This window comes from Legionella qingyii (genome assembly GCF_003184185.1).
Genome location: NZ_QHJG01000028.1, coordinates 46678 through 64666, shown reverse-complemented (window position 1 = coordinate 64666; position 17989 = coordinate 46678). Strand labels below are relative to the sequence as shown.

Sequence of the window (17989 nt, the reverse complement as noted above, 5' to 3'; positions counted from 1 at the left end):
TCCGGAATCTGCGATCAAATGCGGCCGGAATTGGTGATCATTTCGCTCCGGAATACACATTCGATAAAGGACTATACTGATAAAACTTCCTAAATGGATGAAATCATGTGCGGTCGATTTGCTTATGTCGCTTCTTATGAGAAGTTAAAGTATCAATTTCATTTATCCAATTCAATTGAAATCACTCCGCGATATAATATTGCGCCCGGGGCTGAAGTGGTGTGTCTTGTGGAAACCAATGCCCATGAAGTTCAAAGTGTGTTATTGCGCTGGGGACTTATTCCTTCGTGGACTACCGACCGAAAGAAAATTGGAATCCTTATCAATGCACGTGCTGAAACTCTTTTTGAAAAACCTGCTTTTCGCCAACTGATGCAATCCAAACGCTGTTTAATGCCCATGAGTGGTTTTTATGAATGGCACCAGGAGGGCGGGGTAAAACAACCTTATTTTTTTCAAAAAAAGAATCATGATTTGCTGGCCGTGGCAGCGCTTTGGGATTCCTGGCAGCATGAAGAAGAGATGATTTATTCCTGTTGTCTCATCACAACCGATGCCAACCCACTGATGGAGCCAGTCCATCATCGGATGCCCGTAATCTTAGATGAAGAAGCTCAAACCATTTGGCTCGATAACTCCCAATGTTCTAAAGAACAATTGAATGGCTTAATGAAACCATATCCCTATGAGGATTTGGAAGGATATCGGGTGAGTACTTTAATGAATAAGGCTGATTTTGACCATCCATTGGCAATGGAGCCATTGCTTTAATAAAAAAAGATAAATATTTTTTTCTCAATATTCTCTGAGGCTTAGGGTGAATTTCAGTCCATGGAGCTTTTAGGAGAGCTTTACAGCGCGTTTTTCTCTGTCTATGATATTTGTACGTTAATCAAAAAAAGAGTCATCATGTCACCACGAGGCGGAAAAAGAGCAGGGGCAGGGCGTCCCAGGGGTGAGCCTACCAAGGCAGTTCGTTTACCGGTATCCACACTTGCCGAATTAGAGCAATTAAAAAATCGCGAGTCTTATCAATTGCCGGTATTTGCCAGTAAAATTCAGGCCGGTTTTCCATCGCCTGCTGATGATTATATTGAAGGATATCTCGATTTAAATACCCAATTCATTAAACATCCTTCGGCTACCTTTGTGTTGCAAGCTACTGGCGATTCGATGGTGGAGGCGGGTATTTTTTCAGGCGATTGGCTTTTGGTGGATCGAAGCATCGAACCTTCTGATGGGCGAATTGTCATTGCGGCAGTCAATGGTGAGCTCACGGTGAAACGTCTTTCAAATAAGGCAGGCAAGATTCAATTGCTTCCTGCCAATCCCAAATTTAATCCCATTGAGATTACTGAAGAGGATGAAATGGTGATTTGGGGTGTCGTGACTTTAGTTCTTCATGAGCTCGCCTAACATGTTTGCCCTGGTTGACTGCAATAATTTTTACGCCAGTTGCGAACGCTTGTTTCGTCCTGATTTAAAGGATGTGCCCATCGTGGTGCTATCCAATAATGACGGATGTTGCATTGCACGCTCCAATGAGGCTAAAGCACTGGGCATTGCCATGGGTGAGCCTTATTTTAAAATTAAAAGTTTGTGCAAACAGCATGGAGTGCACGCTTTTTCTTCGAATTATACGCTTTATGGCAACATCAGTCATCGAGTGATGTGTACTATTGAAGAGAGCTGGCCGCATTTAGAAATCTACTCCATTGATGAAGCATTTCTTGATTTAAGTAGTTTGCCCTCTGCTTTTCATGACTCCTTTTGTGAGCAATTACAGAAGAAAATTTTAAAGCATACGGGAATACCTACTTCTATAGGGATTGGACCAACTAAAACATTAGCTAAAGTGGCGAATCATTTATGTAAAAAGGTCTTTAAGATACCTGTATTTAATATCACGTCAAATCGTGAACAATTATTAAAGCAAATAGCAGTAGGGGACGTATGGGGAGTAGGGCGGCAATGGGAAAATAAATTAATCGCGAAAGGTTTACATACGGCCTATGATTTGGCAATGACCAATCCTCATCTTTTGAAGAAAAGCTTTAATGTCGTGTTGATGCGTACCGCGCTCGAGCTGCAAGGAATTGCCTGTGGTGGTTTAGAAGAGGCCGAGCCGAAACAAAGTATCATGTCGTCCAAAAGTTTTGGGCAGATGCAAACACGATTTTCCTCCGTTGCTGAATCTGTGAGTAGTCATTGCGCCAGAGCCGTTGAGAAAATGCGCAATCAGCAATTGGTAGCTCAGCGTATGGTTGTTTTTGTCCATACCAATCGGTTTCGTGAAGATTTGGCACAACACTTTCAATCTATAGAATTTAAGCTCATTAATCCCACGGATGATTTGCGATTAATTACCAAAATCGCCAAGCGATGTCTGCAACACATTTTTAAACCAGGATATTTCTATAAAAAAGCAGGGGTAAGTCTTCTTGATTTAATTCCTAAAGACCCCAGGCAATTGGATATGTTTCATCAGCTAAGTGATGAGCAACTAAACCACACCGAGCAATTGATGCGTGTTTTTGAACAAATCAATCAAAAGTATGGAAGAAGCACGATTCGACTCGCGGCAGAGGGATATTCAAAACCTTGGGCTATGCGTGCTGAACTTAAATCACCTGCTTATACCACTCGGTGGTCTGAGGTTCCTCAAGTTCGTTTGTATTGAAGGTTTTTATTATGAATGAACTCAAGGATACAATTGAAATGAGTCCAATCAGGAAAATCATTCATATTGATATGGATTGTTTTTATGCGGCAATCGAAATGCGCGATTTTCCTGAGCTTGCCAATAAACCCATCGCAGTAGGAGGGGCGGCTGACCGAAGAGGGGTTATTGCAACGTGCAATTATGCGGCGCGAGCCTATGGGGTACGCTCCGCCATGCCCACAGCACATGCATTAAAGTTATGCCGCAACCTCATCTTGCGACCCGTACGCATGGAGGTGTATCGAAACGAAAGCCAATACATTAGGGCCTTATTTGAAGAGTATACCGATTTGATTGAACCTTTATCTTTGGATGAAGCTTATCTTGATGTGACGGACTCTCCTAATTGCAAAGGGAGTGCGACGTGGATGGCGCAAGAATTACGCGCGCGCATTTATCAGGAACGAAAACTTACAGCGAGCGCTGGAATTGCACCGAACAAGAGTTTAGCAAAAATTGCCAGTGACTGGCATAAACCTAATGGACAAAAGGTGATTCGACCCGAAGAAGTAGCCGCATTTATGATTGATTTACCGGTGCGCAAATTATTTGGAGTGGGGCCTAAAATGGAAGAAAAACTAAACTCTTTGAATATTAAAACATGTGGTGATTTACACCATTTTTCCATAGAGTATTTATCCAGTGAATTTGGTGTTATGGGGCGGCGACTTTATGATTTAGCGCGTGGTATTGATGAGCGTCCCGTTAATCCGGAGCGTATTCGAAAATCAATAAGTGTTGAAGAAACTTATTTGCAGGATTTACCCGATGCAGAATCCTGCTTTGCGGCGCTCCCTGAATTAATGATTCGTCTAGAAGCACGAATTAAGCGCGCTGAAGCATTGTCTTCAATACACACTCTTTTTATTAAATTAAAATTTAATGATTTTCAACAAACCACGGTGGAGTGCGTGCATGACAGCCTTGATTTAACTCTTCTATGCCAACTCATCCATGAAGGATTTTTGAGAAAACGTTTGCCCGTACGATTATTAGGCGTAGGAATTAAATTGAAGCAGGAGCGAATCCATGAAGGCATTCAACTTGAATTAAACTTAGATGAGAATGAATGAGATAATTAGGATTTGTTTATTTCAAATTTCATAACCTCCTTATTCCAGTAATTGATTTTTCCTGCGTTACTCATCCCGCATTTGATTAATACATTTTGGGAAGAGGCATTTTCAGGATGGACTACTGCGATTAGCTTTTGCATGTTGAGGTTTCGAAAAGCAAAGTCAATTAGAGATGTCGTGATTTCCGTAGCATACCCTTTACCCCAATATTGAGGCAATAAAGCATAAGCGAGTTCAACTTCGGGTTGATTGTCATCATAATTAAAATAGATAAGTCCTGCGCGACCGATAAATTCCTGTGAGTCTTTTACAAAAACCGAGCCAAGGCTAAATTGATGTTTTTGAACGTGATAAATGGCTTTTTCTAATCCAAGCATCACCTCATTTCTATCCCGTTTCCCATTACCTATAAAACGCATCACTTCTGAGTTTGATTGAAGCGTAAATAGATTGTCCAAATCATTCAGAGAAGGTTTGCTAATAATGAGTCGAGTAGTGGTTAATAAGGAGTTCATTTAATCTTCAACTATAGAGAATAGTATTATTTGGAGAGTATACATTGGAACCGTTAATTAGGTGCAATTTATACTACTTTTGATATAAACAGAAAATGCTTAGAGAGCTACAGAAGTGAGAGTACAATGAGTGTATAACCCCTTTAAAATATTATTTAATTAATTCTGCTCTAAATGAATAACGGTTTCGAGCAGTAATTTCACTTTGGGGAAGCGAATTGCTTTTATTTGCTTGTCCATAAATTTCAGCATCGAGCCATGCTTTTTCTTCGGCTAACACATCGTTATCTACGATTGCCCACCAGCATTTTGGAAGTTTTCCTGTGCCATCAGACCAGCGATAAAGTCGATTTTTTAAGAAGTCTTTTTTGTCAAAAGGGGCATTCTCTGCGCAAATAAGAGTTTGTCTCTTGCGTACTCTACTTTTTAGCTCATCGAAAGCGCCTGGTTCGTGAAGCAGAAGATTCAGGGTAGCCCAGCAATCGTTAATTGCTCGATGCCCATCATAAAAATAGCCCAACTTCCAGTTCAGATAATCAAGCTTTGAACTTTCATAGTCCCGCTCTTTCCAATCAATGTCTTTTATTGTGCAACCGAAGGGTAGGGCGGTAACTCGTTCCTGTATCTCTTCGGGTGTTTGTAACTCTAAAAAGTTACGGTCAAATTGAGCATTGTGGCATATTATTAAGTGACTCTCTTTTAGAACTTGCAAAACAAAGTCCCAATTAATTGCTTTGCCAGTTACATCTTCGTTATGAATCCCGGTAATTTTTGTAATTTCAGGGGGTATTGGTTTGCCTGGATCATTCAGCTCATTATAAGTATGTTTAATTCCTAGAATTCCATCTTCATTGGAAAATGAAAATGAAAGCATCCCTATTTCAATGATTTCATGTTGGTTTGCATCCATGCCCATTGTTTCCAAATCAATGATGGTTGTCATAAATACTTTGGATAAAGGTTGAGCCGCACGTACTTCAAGTTGCATAGGCACCCGCTTTAAAACTTGAAAGTCGGGGTGTCGTGATAGTGTATCGAAGGATTGTTCAATCATAATTGCTATATTATTAGGAATATTTTTAAAATTTCTGTTGGTTAAATGATAACGCAGAATTCTGATGGGCGTTAGCGCTAAAGATACTAAATGAATATTATTCTCTCTCTTTTTATTTCTTAGTGAATTATTTGGAATTTATTGTAGATTGCATCATTTATGAAGAAAAATATAAATTTTTAAATAAATGTGTAAACAAAAGTTATTAGTCTAATTGCTACACTTGATTATAAAAAAATAAACAATATCATGCCTGCTAAAGACATTGATGATGCTTTGGCTTATCCCAAATCTGTACTTTGAATAATTTAAGACATTGCTATAACAGGTTCAAAATGACGCTCTTTTCAAAAATAATCAAATCGGCTAGCTCTTGGCAAGATGTCTATGAAGAGCTTATAAAATACAATAGCCATGGTAATAAATCCGCAGGAGTTTTTTTCGAACAATTTTGCCAGTATTTGTATCTTACGGAACCAAGATTAAAAAATGATTATAAAAACGTATGGCGCTTTCATGAGGTGCCCGCTGATATCAAAGAAAAGCTTGGTTTTAATAAAATAGACCATGGTGTTGATTTGGTATTAGAAGGTCATGATGGTTCATTAACGGTAGTTCAATGTAAATTTAAAAATAATCAAAGCAGTAAAATTTACTGGACAAAGGACAAGCTTGCGAATTTATTTGCTGAAGGCGATAAAGCAGACCGATTTATCATATTCACCAATGCTTCAGGTGTTGATAAGCATACAGAATCAAAAAAGAGAGAAAAATTAACCATAGTGACTTATTGCGATCTTATTAATCTTACAGCTGCACCTTTGAAACAGATTAAAAGAATGGCAATAGGCCTGCCTACTCAGGCCTCAAAGTTCAAAGCTCCCAAAGATTATCAAAAAATTGCAATAGAAAAAGTAGTTAAGGGGTTTGGCAAAAGTGATAGAGGTCAGTTGATCCTACCTTGTGGGGCGGGTAAAACACTCGTATCTTTATGGATAAAGGAAGCCTTAAACACCAAGCATACTCTCATCTTAGTGCCATCACTTGCTTTGCTCAAGCAAATTAAAGATGAATGGCTATCTAATAGTTCTTATATACCGTATATCTGTGTTTGCTCAGAGCAAGATATTGATAAAAGTAAGGATAGTTTGATTTCAAATCTATTTGACATAGGCGGCAGTGTATCGACTGAACCAAATGAAATTCGCAAATTTCTTAAAAAGAACGATCAAACAATTGTGTATTCCACATATCAAAGTCTAGAAAAGGTTGCTGAGGCAATTAGAGGAACAAAATTTCAGTTTGACTTAGCTATTTGCGATGAGGCACATAAAACAGCAGGTAGTAAGCTCGGTAAATATGGATTCATACACTCTGACTCCAACATCCTTGTCAAAAAGCGCCTATACATGACGGCGACGCCACGAGTATTTTCAAACAACATCAAATCATCGCTGATGGGTGAAAGCGCCGATTACATCCAAGATATGAGCAATCCCCTTATATTTGGTTGCGAGTTTCACCGGATGAGTTTTAAAGAGGCAATAGACAGAGGGATACTTGTTGATTATCAAATTGTTGCAGTAGGTATTACCAGGAGCGAAATTCAGCAAGCATTAATACAAAGAAATTATGTGTCCGATAATCATACTATAGATGAAATAGCTCATCATTATGCGCTCGAAAAATTTATGACTGAGTATGGTTCAACTCATGTGGTGACATTTCACTCATCAGTTAAAAAAGCTCATGCATTCAAAGAAAGACATAAGAGGGACTATATTAATACTTTTTCTTATCATGTGAATGGGGGACAAAGCACTAACGAGCGTAAAGTTATTATGAATGACTTTGTTAGATCACCTAAATCGATAATGACGAATGCACGTTGCTTAACTGAAGGTGTTGATGTTCCATCAATTGATGCTGTTTATTTCTGCGATCCTAAAAACTCAAAGACTGATATTATTCAAGCTACTGGCCGGGCACTTAGACGTGCTGATTTTAAGAATAAAAAATTTGGTTATATTATTGTTCCTATTTTTCATCAAACAACCGAAGAGATAGAGGATGTTATTACAAGCAGCCCCTTTAAAAATTTAATGAGTATTATCAGGGCTCTTTCATCACACGATGAAAGATTAATTGATGAGATTAAGAAAATTAAGTTTAGTAAGGGAAAAAATATTGCTGTATCTGAACATATCGTTATTTCCGAGCAACTTAAGTTTATTAAGTTAGATGGTTTTCAAGAGAAGTTATTAGAAAGTCTATACTTACAAATAATTAATAAATCCCCCATTGTTTATAGAAGTTTTCAAGAGGCAAGAAAGTTTACCCAATCGCTTAATTTAAAAGGACAACATGATTGGGTCGATTATTGTAGGAATGGCTTGAAACCTGTTGATATTCCGTCTAATCCTGATCAAGTCTATAAAAATCATGGATGGAACGGGATAGGTGACTGGTTGGGAACCGGTAATGTAGCAAATAGCCAAAAAAACTTTCTTTCATTTGATTTAGCTAGAGCTTTTGTTCATACCTTAGGTTTAAAAAGTGCTAGAGCTTGGTCAATGTATTGCAAAAGCGGAAATAAGCCTCCAAATATACCCACAGCACCTGAAAAAACCTATGAGCATAACGGATGGATATCCTGGGGAGATTGGCTTGGCACAGGAAGTGTATCTCTTCAAAAGAAACAGTTTCGATCATTTGAAGAGGCAAGAAGATTTGTGCGCTCTTTAAAATTGAGAAGTCATGCTGAATGGTTGAAATTCCGTGAGAGCGGTCAAAAACCAGACGATATCCCAGTAAACCCTAATAATACTTATAAAGATGATGGTTGGGTATCATGGCCTGATTGGCTTGGTACTAACAAGAAACAACGAAGCAAAATTTTTCTTCCATTTGAATTGGCCAGAATGTATTCCCGCGCATTAAGTCTAAAAAGTCGAGCTGAATGGAACGTATATAGTAAGAGTATTCAAAGACCAGAAAATATTCCATCGAGTCCTGATAAGTTTTACAAAGATAATGGTTGGGTATCATGGTCTGATTGGCTTGGTACGGAGAATATTTCGTCGAAAAAAAGAGTCTATTGGGATTTTACTTTAGCAAGAGAATTCGTTCATTCACTTCAGTTGAAGAAATTTACAGAATGGAGAGTTTATTCTCAAAGTGGGCAACGCCCAAATTATATTCCTTCAAGTCCTGACGAAGTATATAGAAATAAAGGATGGGAATCTTTTTCCGATTGGTTGGGAACGTAATACTTAATAATTCTGTTTCAATTTGGTGATATAAAATTTTTATTTGAACATTTTATTCTTTGAGATAGATAACGTACCTTATCTATCTCATAGAGAGAATTCTCAATAATAAGAACCCATGTATTGTGTTTGCATAAAGTGAAATAAGGTGGAGTTTGGGATAGATAAGATTTTTATATATCTTCTTATATTTTGAGTTTGCGTGGACAAATAGAGATGACCACGCAAATTTAGTAAAAACGCTATTTAGTGAGTGCTAATAATAATCTCTGCATTTGTTTAGAATCCCAAATATTATTTAAACTAATAATATTTCGAGTTCGAATTTGATCAGCTAAGTCTTTTTTCTCAGGCGTCCATTCTTCAAAAACATATTTATCTAAGGCGATTGGAATTAAGATAGCGCTGGCTCCTTCTCTTGCTTCTCTTTCTAAAATTCTTTCCAGTTCATTAAGAACCCCATTTCTATGTAAAGAACTTTTAGAGCACAGCAATATAACCCGATCTGCTTCATTAATCATGTTACTCATCATTCTATGAAGCTTTTCACCTGGCAATGAATGCTCAGGATAAAACCAGGTTTTCACGCCATTTTGTATTAGAAAATCATTAAGTTTATCTGCTATATCTTCATCTAAGCCCCCATATGATATTGCAACTGAGTGATAATTAACTTTGTCGTTTTGTGCTGGTAACATGGGAGTAGGAGGTTGTAATTCATCAGTACTACGGTTCATTGGAATTCCAATATTCTTTATCATAGAGGAGATGCTATCAATGTGTAGTTTCCTTTTATTACAAAGACGTAACACAATCTCTTTAAGCGAAACATTGTACTCATTTAAATCATGATTTAAATAGTTGATGTGTTGTTTAATCCAGTTTATATAGTTTTCAAGGGTCTGTTTTGTTTGATCTGGATTAAATGTATCAATAACTACCTCAAAACTTAGGGTTTCATTACTAATTTGTATTTGAGGCAACGAGGCTAACATATTGGTATTGGGAGCCATATTCAGAAGTGTAAGATCTCCAGTGCAGGGAACTTTATAAATTAAAATTTCTTGTTGATGCGACTTATTTTGAAAAGGGCTCATTCCAAATCTCATTGCTGATATAGGATCTAATTCATGCGGCGAGATTTCTTTTTGGGCATGAGTTATAGAGTGACGATCCCATTCAGGTGTAAGTAGCTTAATAGTATTTTTTTCAATACAGGCATTGATGTAAGCATGTTCGTTTGACATCTGTTGTTCTGTTGCGGTGTCAATTTCTAGAGAAATAAGTCTTGTTTGTTCACGAAGATACTGACTCAAGTATAGAGCCATAGGAGCCCTGACTAAACTTCCATTTCTAACATTAATCATTTCAGAAAAATCCTTACTTACTTTAATCCTGAGCTCCCTCCAAATAAATGAAGAGAAACTTGATTTTTTTGATTATAGGGTATGATATTCGCGCAATTTTCTTTTATTAACATAGGTATTAAGGCCAATATGATTGGTATATCCCAGAAATAAAGCTATTTTTCTAACCGATAAGCCAAGAATTAATAATTCTTTGATTTTATCAGTATCTTTATCAAACTTACTTTTCTGAATAGTACCCTTTGGCTTACCCAATTTAATACCTTGGGATTTTTTATTTGCTAGAGCCTCTTTAGTTCTGAGGCTGATAAGGTCACGTTCAAGTTCAGCAAAAAGTGAGAACAATGTAATCATAATTTTAGAATTCATGTCATATTGCTTCATATCAAGGTTTTGCTTTATAACAATTACTCGTACTTGTTTTATTATTAATTCATTAATTAATCCAATAACTTCAGCTGTACTTCTACCCAATCGACTTAATTCTGTAACTATAAGAGTATCTGCATCTTTCAAAACGGCGAGCATCTCATCAATTCGTCGTTCTTTACTTGTTTTTCTACTTGAAATAGTCATCTGGATAAAATCATCCACTTCGAGTTTATTTTTTTTGGCAAACTCAAATATTTCAAGTTTTTGATTGTTTAAATCTTGTTTATCAGTTGATGCGCGAATATAAGCAATTGTTTTGGCCATATTTTACTCAAAAAATTGTCCGTTAAGTTTTAACATTCAATTACAAGATTAATTATACAGTTTATTATAAAAATATAAAGTGTAATACATTAACATTTTATATTAATTAAAACGGTCGTTATTACTTATACAAAAAAACAAGTTAGTGGGGCACCGAATATCCCTTAATAACGTCTCCTAAATCGATTTGAAGATAGAGGTGTCCCTTTAATATGAAAATGCGATTTAGGAGACATGGAATGAGATTCAATTTTTACCTCTAATAACTTATAAGTTAATAGACAAACTTTATATTTAATTTTATTTGATGAAGCTCATTTAAGATTTTTCGAAATTTGACGACAATACTTTAAAGACAACTTTTGCTATTTTTTGAAACTTTCACCTTAGCTAAATGAGAGATTATTGGTCTTATCTTTGATTTAATGCTCTGTATGAATAAGTACCTATTTTCCAAAAAATTTAAATACCTATATGACAATAGATAATAAGGATTATTATGAGTTGGAATGATAATTTAGATGATAAGGGCTTGGAAATAGCAAGTTCACAATCCACGCGGATTAGAATTATGGCTGGGCCAGGAACTGGCAAATCTTATATCATGAAAAAAAGAATTATGAGGTTAATTGAGAATGAAAAAATTAACCCAGAAAAAATTCTCGCAGTCACTTTTACAAGAACAGCAGCTAACGATTTAAAAAAAGAATTGCAATTAGGGATTGTTGGAGCAGAAAAAATTCACGCCATGACACTACATTCTTTTTGTTTTGGCCTGCTAAACCAAAAAGAAGTGTTTGATGGCCTACAAAGAACTCCTCGTCCTCTTAAAACTTTTAACTCAAAAGGGTCTCCACAATTTGAACTAAGTCCATTGCTTGCTGATTTAGATTTAGTTCATGATTTTGGCAATAAAAGAGAAAAATTTAAAAGAATCAAGGCTTTTGAGGCGGCTTGGGCACGAACACAAGAAGAAAAATTGTGGCTTAAGGATGAGGAAGATAGATTATTCCAACACGAGATAGAGCAATGGCTTAAGGTGCATAAGTCCATGCTTATTGGTGAGTTAGTACCACTTACTTTGCGATATTTACAAAATAATCCCGCTAGTAATATTTTTGATAAATACTCTCATATAGTTGTTGATGAATATCAAGACCTAAATAAAGCTGAGCAAACACTTATAGATCTATTAGGTGAGAGAATTAGCATCAGTATTGTGGGTGATATAGATCAATCAATTTATAGTTTTCGTTACGCTAATTTTAATGGTATTGAGGATTTTTCATCAAGACACAAGAGTGTTGAGGATAAAACGCTTAACAAATGTAGACGGTGTGATAAAAAAATCGTGGATCTTGCTGATTCATTAATCCGTTATAACCATCCAACAGGAACTTCAAATAAATTAAATTCAGATCCTGATAAGGAAGATGGAGAAGTCCGTATTGTTCAATGGAAAAATGCAGTTGAAGAAGCAGATGGCATTGCACATTTTATCAAATCATTAATTGATCAATCACGATATAAAGCAGGAGATATACTTATACTCTCTCCTCGTAGATTATTAGGATATAGGTTAAGAAATGCCATTCAAGCACTGAATATCTCTGTGCATAGTTTTTTCCATGAAGAAGCTGTCGAAGATATTAAAGCCCAAAAGGCTATTACCTTGCTAAATCTTCTTGCTAATCCAGATGATGCTGTTTCTCTCCGTTTTTGGCTAGGAATGAATAGCTCTACTTGGCTGTCTAATCAGTATAAAGTACTTGTAGAAATAGGTGAGCAAGAAGGGAAAAGTGTCCGTGAAGTATTAGATGAATGCATAAACGGTCGAAATATTAATAAAATTTCTCAAATTAAAAAGGCTTATATTAGTTTTCTATCTGCAAAATCCGATGTTTCAAATCTCTCCGTCACTCAGTTAATTGATTATCTTTTTCCAGACAAAGAAGAAGGAACATTGATATTGAGAGAAGCTTCACTTTTATTTTTAAATTCTAACCCTCTCGCGATAATAAAAGATCTGTGGGATTGTTTAGAAAATTTGATTACTCAGCCAGAGATGCCAGAAGAAGGTGATTTTGTTCGTATAATGAGTTTACATAAATCAAAAGGACTTACTTCAAAGGTAACTATTGTAACCAGTTGCGTACAAGGGTTAATCCCTAATATTGATAATGAGTTGGAAGGTTATGAAAAAGAAGAGTTTTTGCGTGAGCAAAGAAGATTGTTTTATGTAGCCTTAACACGGGCTAAGGAATATTTAGTAGTATCATCGTTTAATACAATCGAAACCAAATTAGCTTATACTTTAGGCGCTAAATTTTCTCATAGAGGATCTTTACCAGAGACTATTGCAAGCGTTTTTATACAGCAATTAGAGGGTCGGCCGGGATTCTGACGGAAAGGTCCGTTTGATGTTCTATTTTAATTCAATTTGTATTCAACCATTAATTTGTCTCTATCCATGCTCAATGGAAATACACCATACCTATTAATATGCCCACCATGATAGGGAGATAGACCATTTCGCATATTTTCTGTAACCTCAAGACCTTCTTCAGTTAATTCATTAATAACATTTGTCATGTTTGCCACAACATGTAACATGACAGCATTCGCAACAAGTCGACCAAAATTAATAGTCTTTTTCTGGTTAACTCGCAAATTATCTTCAATTGTTCCATCCCGGCCAAAGGAAACCCAGTCAATGAAATTGTTAAATTCCTCACTTTTACAAGTAGCGGCCTGAATTAAACGCCTTAAATCAATATCATTGATATAATTGAGTAAAAACATGGTTCTAACAACACGCCCCAACTCACGAAATGCCTGGTAAATTTTATTTTTTCGGCTTTGAGTGCATAATTTTCGTAAAATTGTAGAGGCTTTTATATTACCACTCCGAATGGACATTACGACGCGTAGCATGTCGTGGTAATGCGCCTCTATCAATTCCCAATCAATCTTATCATTAGTAAAAATACTGTCGATATGTTCAAATATAACACCATCACTCATAATGGGCCTGTAGTATTTTAAATGCTTAAAATTTCTAATTCTCGGCATAAGCTGTATAGCGAGAAGGTAAGCAAAAGCAAATACCACTTCGCTTTGTGCACCAGTATCTCCATGGATTGTAGTAGGTTGAATATCAGATTCATTTTCAATAATACCATCAAAAATGTATGTTGCCTCATAAACTCCACAGGGAATAAAATTGCTGAACAGCGCAATATATTGATCCGAAACATGGTAATAACCTATCCCACCGTACTGGCCATAACGAATGTGGTGCTCAGCAAGTAAATTGTTTGTGTAGACATTCCAATAAGTACCATCGACAGATCCAGTTTCACCAGTTCCCCATGATTTTGGCAGATCAAATTGATTGTAGGCATTAATTATTTTTTCAGTTGCCTTACTTAACCTATAGTCTGTGATGTGGTGGTTAAATAGCCAGGCAATTTGTTTACGACTGTACTTTTGTAAGCATCGCTCTGCTTGAACTGGACCCACGTTACACCCATAGGAAAAAGAAGTGGCAACAAACCTCATATCATAGTCTTTAATTTTAGAATCAAAACCAGACAATGGTTTAAAGTCTTTACTGATACTGAGCCATTGTTCAATATCAATAAACACATCTACAATATTTGTCAGCGGCAATCGAGTAGAAACTTGTTCAACAAAAGACATTATTGCCTTATCTTCTTTTTTACTGATGGCACGTTTTAAAACAGGTTCGCAGTTTTCAATACTTAGGTATTCATTAGCCAAAAAGCCATCATTTGTTTTTTTTGCTGCTGCATAATGTTGAATTTGGAGTGCGGCAATAAAATCAGAAGATTTACTCGGTTGTTTAATTAAATTACAATACTCTTCAAGTTGTGTGTCAAAATCATCCCATGAAATAAGGGGCTTATTAGGATCATCATAGTTGTTAGCACCTGGTAAAAACATATCAGCACAATTAATTTCATCAGCTAATGCATTAAATACTGCCAATTCAAAATTCTTTTTATTTACTTCCATAATTTCATCGTGCCTTTTTTGGCTTGTAACAAAACTGAACCATTTCTCACTAAGCCAGCTTAACTGATCAAAATCATGGGCGATGATTGACAATGTTTTTTGCTTACTATGACGATTTTTAATAATAAAAGTAACCGCCAATTCTAAGGACTTGTCCTTTGAGGCTGATTGCAAGCTAATCTGTTCAAGCAGCTGAAACAGAACGTAACGTTTATTTTGATAAAGCTTTAACATAAAAGGCAAGTAGTTATCACTCGCATAAGCTAAATACTTCTCACATTGATAAATAATTCCATTTTTATCTTCGGGTAAGCTGCTTTCAATAGCGGCTAGTCTCTCGGAAGGAGTACCTAGGTTATTAGATGCAAGCAAAACTCCAAGTAAAGTATTAACCAAACAATCAGTCTCAGTTTTCTTAGATAGCGTATATTCATCTAGTGCTACCTTTGCCTCATGCCTCATTTTCCGCATCCAACGAATCATAACCATAGCGATATCATCTAATCCTTGAGCAAGTTTAAAATGGAGTAACGTTGCTGCTAATGCATATCGTTTTTCTGGCTTAATATTTTTCATATCAGAGCTATCAAGGGCTCTCGCTTCATCTACGAATTGTTCGAGTCGATGGGCTGGGAGCTCATGAGTTGACGCAGGAGCTTCGGCCTTCCATTTTTTTAACAGTTCTAAATTAGTGACAAATAATTTAACATTATTTGTGGTTGGGCTTTTCATTTCCTGTTTTAAAAAGTCCCAGCCAGTTGTTGCTTTATCAGGAGCAAGTGATGTATCAAATAGGCTATCAAGAAGAGTTTTAGATTTATCATCAAGATTACTAGTTATTTCCTCACAGAGTCTGGTGTTAACAATAACTCTAGCTGCTCGAGCTAGCCGCTCTAATGTACTAAACCCAGGTAACTCGAAGCGCTCCTTAACTAAGGTTTCAATCATATCGTTAATAATATCGGCGAGACTTTCTTTAAATGATGCTGATTTTAGCGCGCACTCCTTTAAATAAATTCGCTGTTTTGTTCTATCATCTGAGATATCAAGATATTTTAAAATGATCTTTCGATGCCGCTTTTTCGCAGAAGAAGAATAGGTGTTTAAATCGAGGAGATTTTGAATTCCCATTGCTTGACTAATATAATTAACAATGACCTCTGGTATTTTTTGAATGTTAATCACATAACCGAGGCATTGGAAACATTTTAGTGTCAATATGAATCCTAACTTATAAACGTCCGACAATGACGACTTGGTACTATCTTCCATTAAAAATATTTCGTCATAGGTTGGCTTAAAATTTTTCTCAAGTTCATCTGGGCTCGGATTAGGTTTTAATCGAGGATAAGCTGTCTCATGGATTGCAGTCATGTCTAATTTTGGTTATCTTATAAGCGGCCGAAAACAGTAGTTTATGGCCATGTAAAAATCAAGACTTTTGATCCTTATATTTAAAGGCTTTGCGATAGACGAATTTCAAGGGGTTTTTGGCCAGGTATGAAAGTAGGAATTTATGCCCGAGTTTCAACGCATGATCAACATACGCTCGATTTGCAAATTGAGGCAATGAAAAAATATGTCAAAGCACGCGATTGGCAAATTGAAACTGAAATAGCTGAAATTGGCTCTGGTGCAAAAGAAAGGCCAAAGCGCGATGAACTTCTTAATCAGGCAAGGCGGCGGCAGGTCGATGTCATTATTGTTTGGAAACTTGATCGATGGGGCCGCTCTGTTAATGATCTTTTTCACACACTAAATGAACTCAATGGTCTTGGCGTTGGTTTTATTTCGCTAACAGAAGCTTTGGATTTAACTACACCAACAGGTCGAGCAATGGCAGGATTGCTGTCAATATTTGCAGAATTTGAGCGGGAAATTTTACGCGAGCGTGTTAAAGTAGGTATTGCTCATGCTAGAAGTAAAGGTAAATCACATGGACGGCCTGCAACAACAAAAAAATATTCAGATGAAGTTATTAGATTATTTAAATCAGGTCTTAATCCATCTGAAATTGCAAGGACGATTGGCATTGGACGCACATCGGTCAGGAGAATACTAGGCCTAATAAATGATAAATAGAAGTTATTCTTCTATCATTCATGTTAATTTATAAAAGCCAAATATGGCGCATTATAGACACTATTCTATTTACGCGAGGCACCCTACTAATTTATATACATTAGTGATAGATTACTTTACGTCCACGCCCTGAAGAGTGGAAGTATCTAATTATGTAAGGAAGCAAAATGAAATTATCAACTTATGGCATGTGGGAAAATCCTCGCCTTGATTTAGTGAATGCTCTTTTTAAAGATTTAGAGCTTAATTGTAGTATGGAACAAATTGATAAAGCTTTACTTGAACCTGTGATAACAAAAATTATTGATACATCCTATAGCTATCAACAAAAACTGCAAATAGAACAACCCCAACTTAGCTTAAAAGAAAAAACTCTAGCCACTTATAAGGTAGCCTTATCCACAATGTTATCAACTTTAGCGGAATCGTTGGACCGACCTGAAGAGCTGTTACACTCTTATGTCGAAAAATTTATTTCTGAATCTTTGGCTTTGTCTAACCAAAATATTGATTATTTAATGCAGTTGGCAACAATAAGTAGGCAAATCAAAATAAATGGAGTTACCGAGCTTTATGGGGATAATTTTTCTATGTCTTATCCCATATTAGCGCAAACATTACCTTTTAATGATGTTCAATTAATTGAAAAAGCGACAAAAGCCGTAACGGAGGCAATTCATAAGGATTGTCCTACTGAAATTTATCCAATAATGGCAGAACATATAAAATATATGAATGAAATTACTGCTCAAAAATTGGCTGACCCGCAATTTGCAGAAAAGTTCAAAAGTGAAACAGGTATGACAATGGAAGAGTTTAAATCTCAAATACGATTGAGTAAATTCACAGAAATACCGTCAGTAAGTTTGGTAGGGCACTTTAAAATGAGAAGCCAATTAAAAGAAACAGTTGAGGAAAAACCAGCAACAACTTTCTCAGGCCCCTAGTCAGACTAAATACTTAACCTCGTTTACTTTGGCAAAACGAGGTTAAGTATTATAAGGATAAAATATCAATCTTGGTTTCCGCATTAAATATTGAATCGAAATTAAACAATAAACGGCCCTTTTCGTCAGAATCCCGGCCGACCCTCAATTAGGTCAAAATTGTCCTTCCACCAAATTAGGATCGAAATGGCAATTAGATGGCTTTGGATGAATGATTGAAAAA

Annotated in this window: 13 protein-coding genes; 8 read left to right on the top strand and 5 right to left on the bottom strand. The window is 36.3% G+C overall.

The features are described from left to right. Nucleotides 1-105: 105 nt before the first annotated feature. The 4 genes from DGG96_RS15530 (at nucleotide 106) to dinB (ending at nucleotide 3795) form a co-directional block, all read left to right on the top strand. Complete coding sequence (locus DGG96_RS15530) at nucleotides 106-771, top strand: SOS response-associated peptidase (protein WP_110143560.1); 666 nt, start codon at nucleotides 106-108, stop codon at nucleotides 769-771. Between the two features lie 138 nt (nucleotides 772-909). Next, nucleotides 910-1416, top strand: a complete 507-nt coding sequence (locus tag DGG96_RS15525; protein ID WP_110143559.1) for a LexA family protein — start codon at nucleotides 910-912, stop codon at nucleotides 1414-1416. Further along, nucleotides 1403-2680 (top strand): Y-family DNA polymerase, encoded by a 1278-nt coding sequence (locus DGG96_RS15520; RefSeq protein ID WP_110143558.1) that lies wholly within the window; start codon nucleotides 1403-1405, stop codon nucleotides 2678-2680. Before DGG96_RS15525 ends, DGG96_RS15520 begins: the two co-directional genes overlap by 14 nt. Before the next feature lie 38 nt (nucleotides 2681-2718). After that, entirely contained in the window at nucleotides 2719-3795 is a 1077-nt protein-coding gene (gene dinB / locus DGG96_RS15515; RefSeq protein ID WP_110143561.1) for a DNA polymerase IV, read from the top strand. A 5-nt stretch (nucleotides 3796-3800) separates the two neighbouring features. Here the strand turns inward: dinB and DGG96_RS15510 are convergent, their stop codons facing one another. Next, nucleotides 3801-4313, bottom strand: a complete 513-nt coding sequence (locus DGG96_RS15510) for a GNAT family N-acetyltransferase (protein ID WP_110143557.1) — start codon at nucleotides 4311-4313, stop codon at nucleotides 3801-3803. 151 nt (nucleotides 4314-4464) lie between these two features. Further along, the gene (locus tag DGG96_RS15505) at nucleotides 4465-5367 is read right to left on the bottom strand and encodes a 3'-5' exonuclease (protein WP_110143556.1); all 903 of its coding nucleotides are present in this window, start codon (nucleotides 5365-5367) and stop codon (nucleotides 4465-4467) included. A gap of 335 nt (nucleotides 5368-5702) precedes the next feature. Between DGG96_RS15505 and DGG96_RS15500 the strand changes: the two genes are divergently transcribed. Further along, the gene (locus DGG96_RS15500) at nucleotides 5703-8636 is read left to right on the top strand and encodes a DEAD/DEAH box helicase family protein (protein WP_110143555.1); all 2934 of its coding nucleotides are present in this window, start codon (nucleotides 5703-5705) and stop codon (nucleotides 8634-8636) included. A 242-nt stretch (nucleotides 8637-8878) separates the two neighbouring features. Here the strand turns inward: DGG96_RS15500 and DGG96_RS15495 are convergent, their stop codons facing one another. Together DGG96_RS15495 and DGG96_RS15490 are read right to left on the bottom strand one after the other, a co-directional pair. Beyond that, nucleotides 8879-10003 (bottom strand): toll/interleukin-1 receptor domain-containing protein, encoded by a 1125-nt coding sequence (locus DGG96_RS15495; RefSeq protein WP_110143554.1) that lies wholly within the window; start codon nucleotides 10001-10003, stop codon nucleotides 8879-8881. Nucleotides 10004-10075: 72 nt separating this feature from the next. After that, nucleotides 10076-10699, bottom strand: a complete 624-nt coding sequence (locus DGG96_RS15490; protein WP_110143553.1) for a recombinase family protein — start codon at nucleotides 10697-10699, stop codon at nucleotides 10076-10078. Between the two features lie 499 nt (nucleotides 10700-11198). Between DGG96_RS15490 and DGG96_RS15485 the strand changes: the two genes are divergently transcribed. Beyond that, the gene (locus DGG96_RS15485) at nucleotides 11199-13103 is read left to right on the top strand and encodes an ATP-dependent helicase (protein ID WP_110143552.1); all 1905 of its coding nucleotides are present in this window, start codon (nucleotides 11199-11201) and stop codon (nucleotides 13101-13103) included. Nucleotides 13104-13129: 26 nt separating this feature from the next. On the opposite strand, the gene DGG96_RS15480 is transcribed toward DGG96_RS15485, so the two are convergent. Further along, the gene (locus DGG96_RS15480; protein WP_110143551.1) at nucleotides 13130-16111 is read right to left on the bottom strand and encodes a Tn3 family transposase; all 2982 of its coding nucleotides are present in this window, start codon (nucleotides 16109-16111) and stop codon (nucleotides 13130-13132) included. A gap of 126 nt (nucleotides 16112-16237) precedes the next feature. On the opposite strand from DGG96_RS15480, the gene DGG96_RS15475 reads away from it, so the two are divergent. Both DGG96_RS15475 and DGG96_RS15470 read left to right on the top strand, forming a co-directional pair. Beyond that, nucleotides 16238-16819, top strand: coding sequence for a recombinase family protein (locus tag DGG96_RS15475; protein ID WP_110143550.1), 582 nt, complete (start codon nucleotides 16238-16240; stop codon nucleotides 16817-16819). A gap of 167 nt (nucleotides 16820-16986) precedes the next feature. Then, nucleotides 16987-17766 carry a hypothetical protein gene (locus DGG96_RS15470; RefSeq protein WP_110143549.1) on the top strand — a complete coding sequence of 260 codons (780 nt, stop codon included), beginning with the start codon at nucleotides 16987-16989 and terminating at the stop codon, nucleotides 17764-17766. Nucleotides 17767-17989 lie beyond the last annotated feature (223 nt).

Excerpts from the sequence above, each read along its gene's own strand:
- DGG96_RS15530 (WP_110143560.1), top strand. The coding sequence starts at position 106 with ATGTGCGGTCGATTTGCTTATGTCGCTTCTTATGAGAAGTTAAAGTAT.
- DGG96_RS15525 (WP_110143559.1), top strand. The coding sequence starts at position 910 with ATGTCACCACGAGGCGGAAAAAGAGCAGGGGCAGGGCGTCCCAGGGGT.
- DGG96_RS15520 (WP_110143558.1), top strand. The coding sequence starts at position 1,403 with ATGAGCTCGCCTAACATGTTTGCCCTGGTTGACTGCAATAATTTTTAC.
- dinB (WP_110143561.1), top strand. The coding sequence starts at position 2,719 with ATGAGTCCAATCAGGAAAATCATTCATATTGATATGGATTGTTTTTAT.
- DGG96_RS15510 (WP_110143557.1), bottom strand. The coding sequence starts at position 4,313 with ATGAACTCCTTATTAACCACTACTCGACTCATTATTAGCAAACCTTCT.
- DGG96_RS15505 (WP_110143556.1), bottom strand. The coding sequence starts at position 5,367 with ATGATTGAACAATCCTTCGATACACTATCACGACACCCCGACTTTCAA.
- DGG96_RS15500 (WP_110143555.1), top strand. The coding sequence starts at position 5,703 with ATGACGCTCTTTTCAAAAATAATCAAATCGGCTAGCTCTTGGCAAGAT.
- DGG96_RS15495 (WP_110143554.1), bottom strand. The coding sequence starts at position 10,003 with ATGATTAATGTTAGAAATGGAAGTTTAGTCAGGGCTCCTATGGCTCTA.
- DGG96_RS15490 (WP_110143553.1), bottom strand. The coding sequence starts at position 10,699 with ATGGCCAAAACAATTGCTTATATTCGCGCATCAACTGATAAACAAGAT.
- DGG96_RS15485 (WP_110143552.1), top strand. The coding sequence starts at position 11,199 with ATGAGTTGGAATGATAATTTAGATGATAAGGGCTTGGAAATAGCAAGT.
- DGG96_RS15480 (WP_110143551.1), bottom strand. The coding sequence starts at position 16,111 with ATGACTGCAATCCATGAGACAGCTTATCCTCGATTAAAACCTAATCCG.
- DGG96_RS15475 (WP_110143550.1), top strand. The coding sequence starts at position 16,238 with ATGAAAGTAGGAATTTATGCCCGAGTTTCAACGCATGATCAACATACG.
- DGG96_RS15470 (WP_110143549.1), top strand. The coding sequence starts at position 16,987 with ATGAAATTATCAACTTATGGCATGTGGGAAAATCCTCGCCTTGATTTA.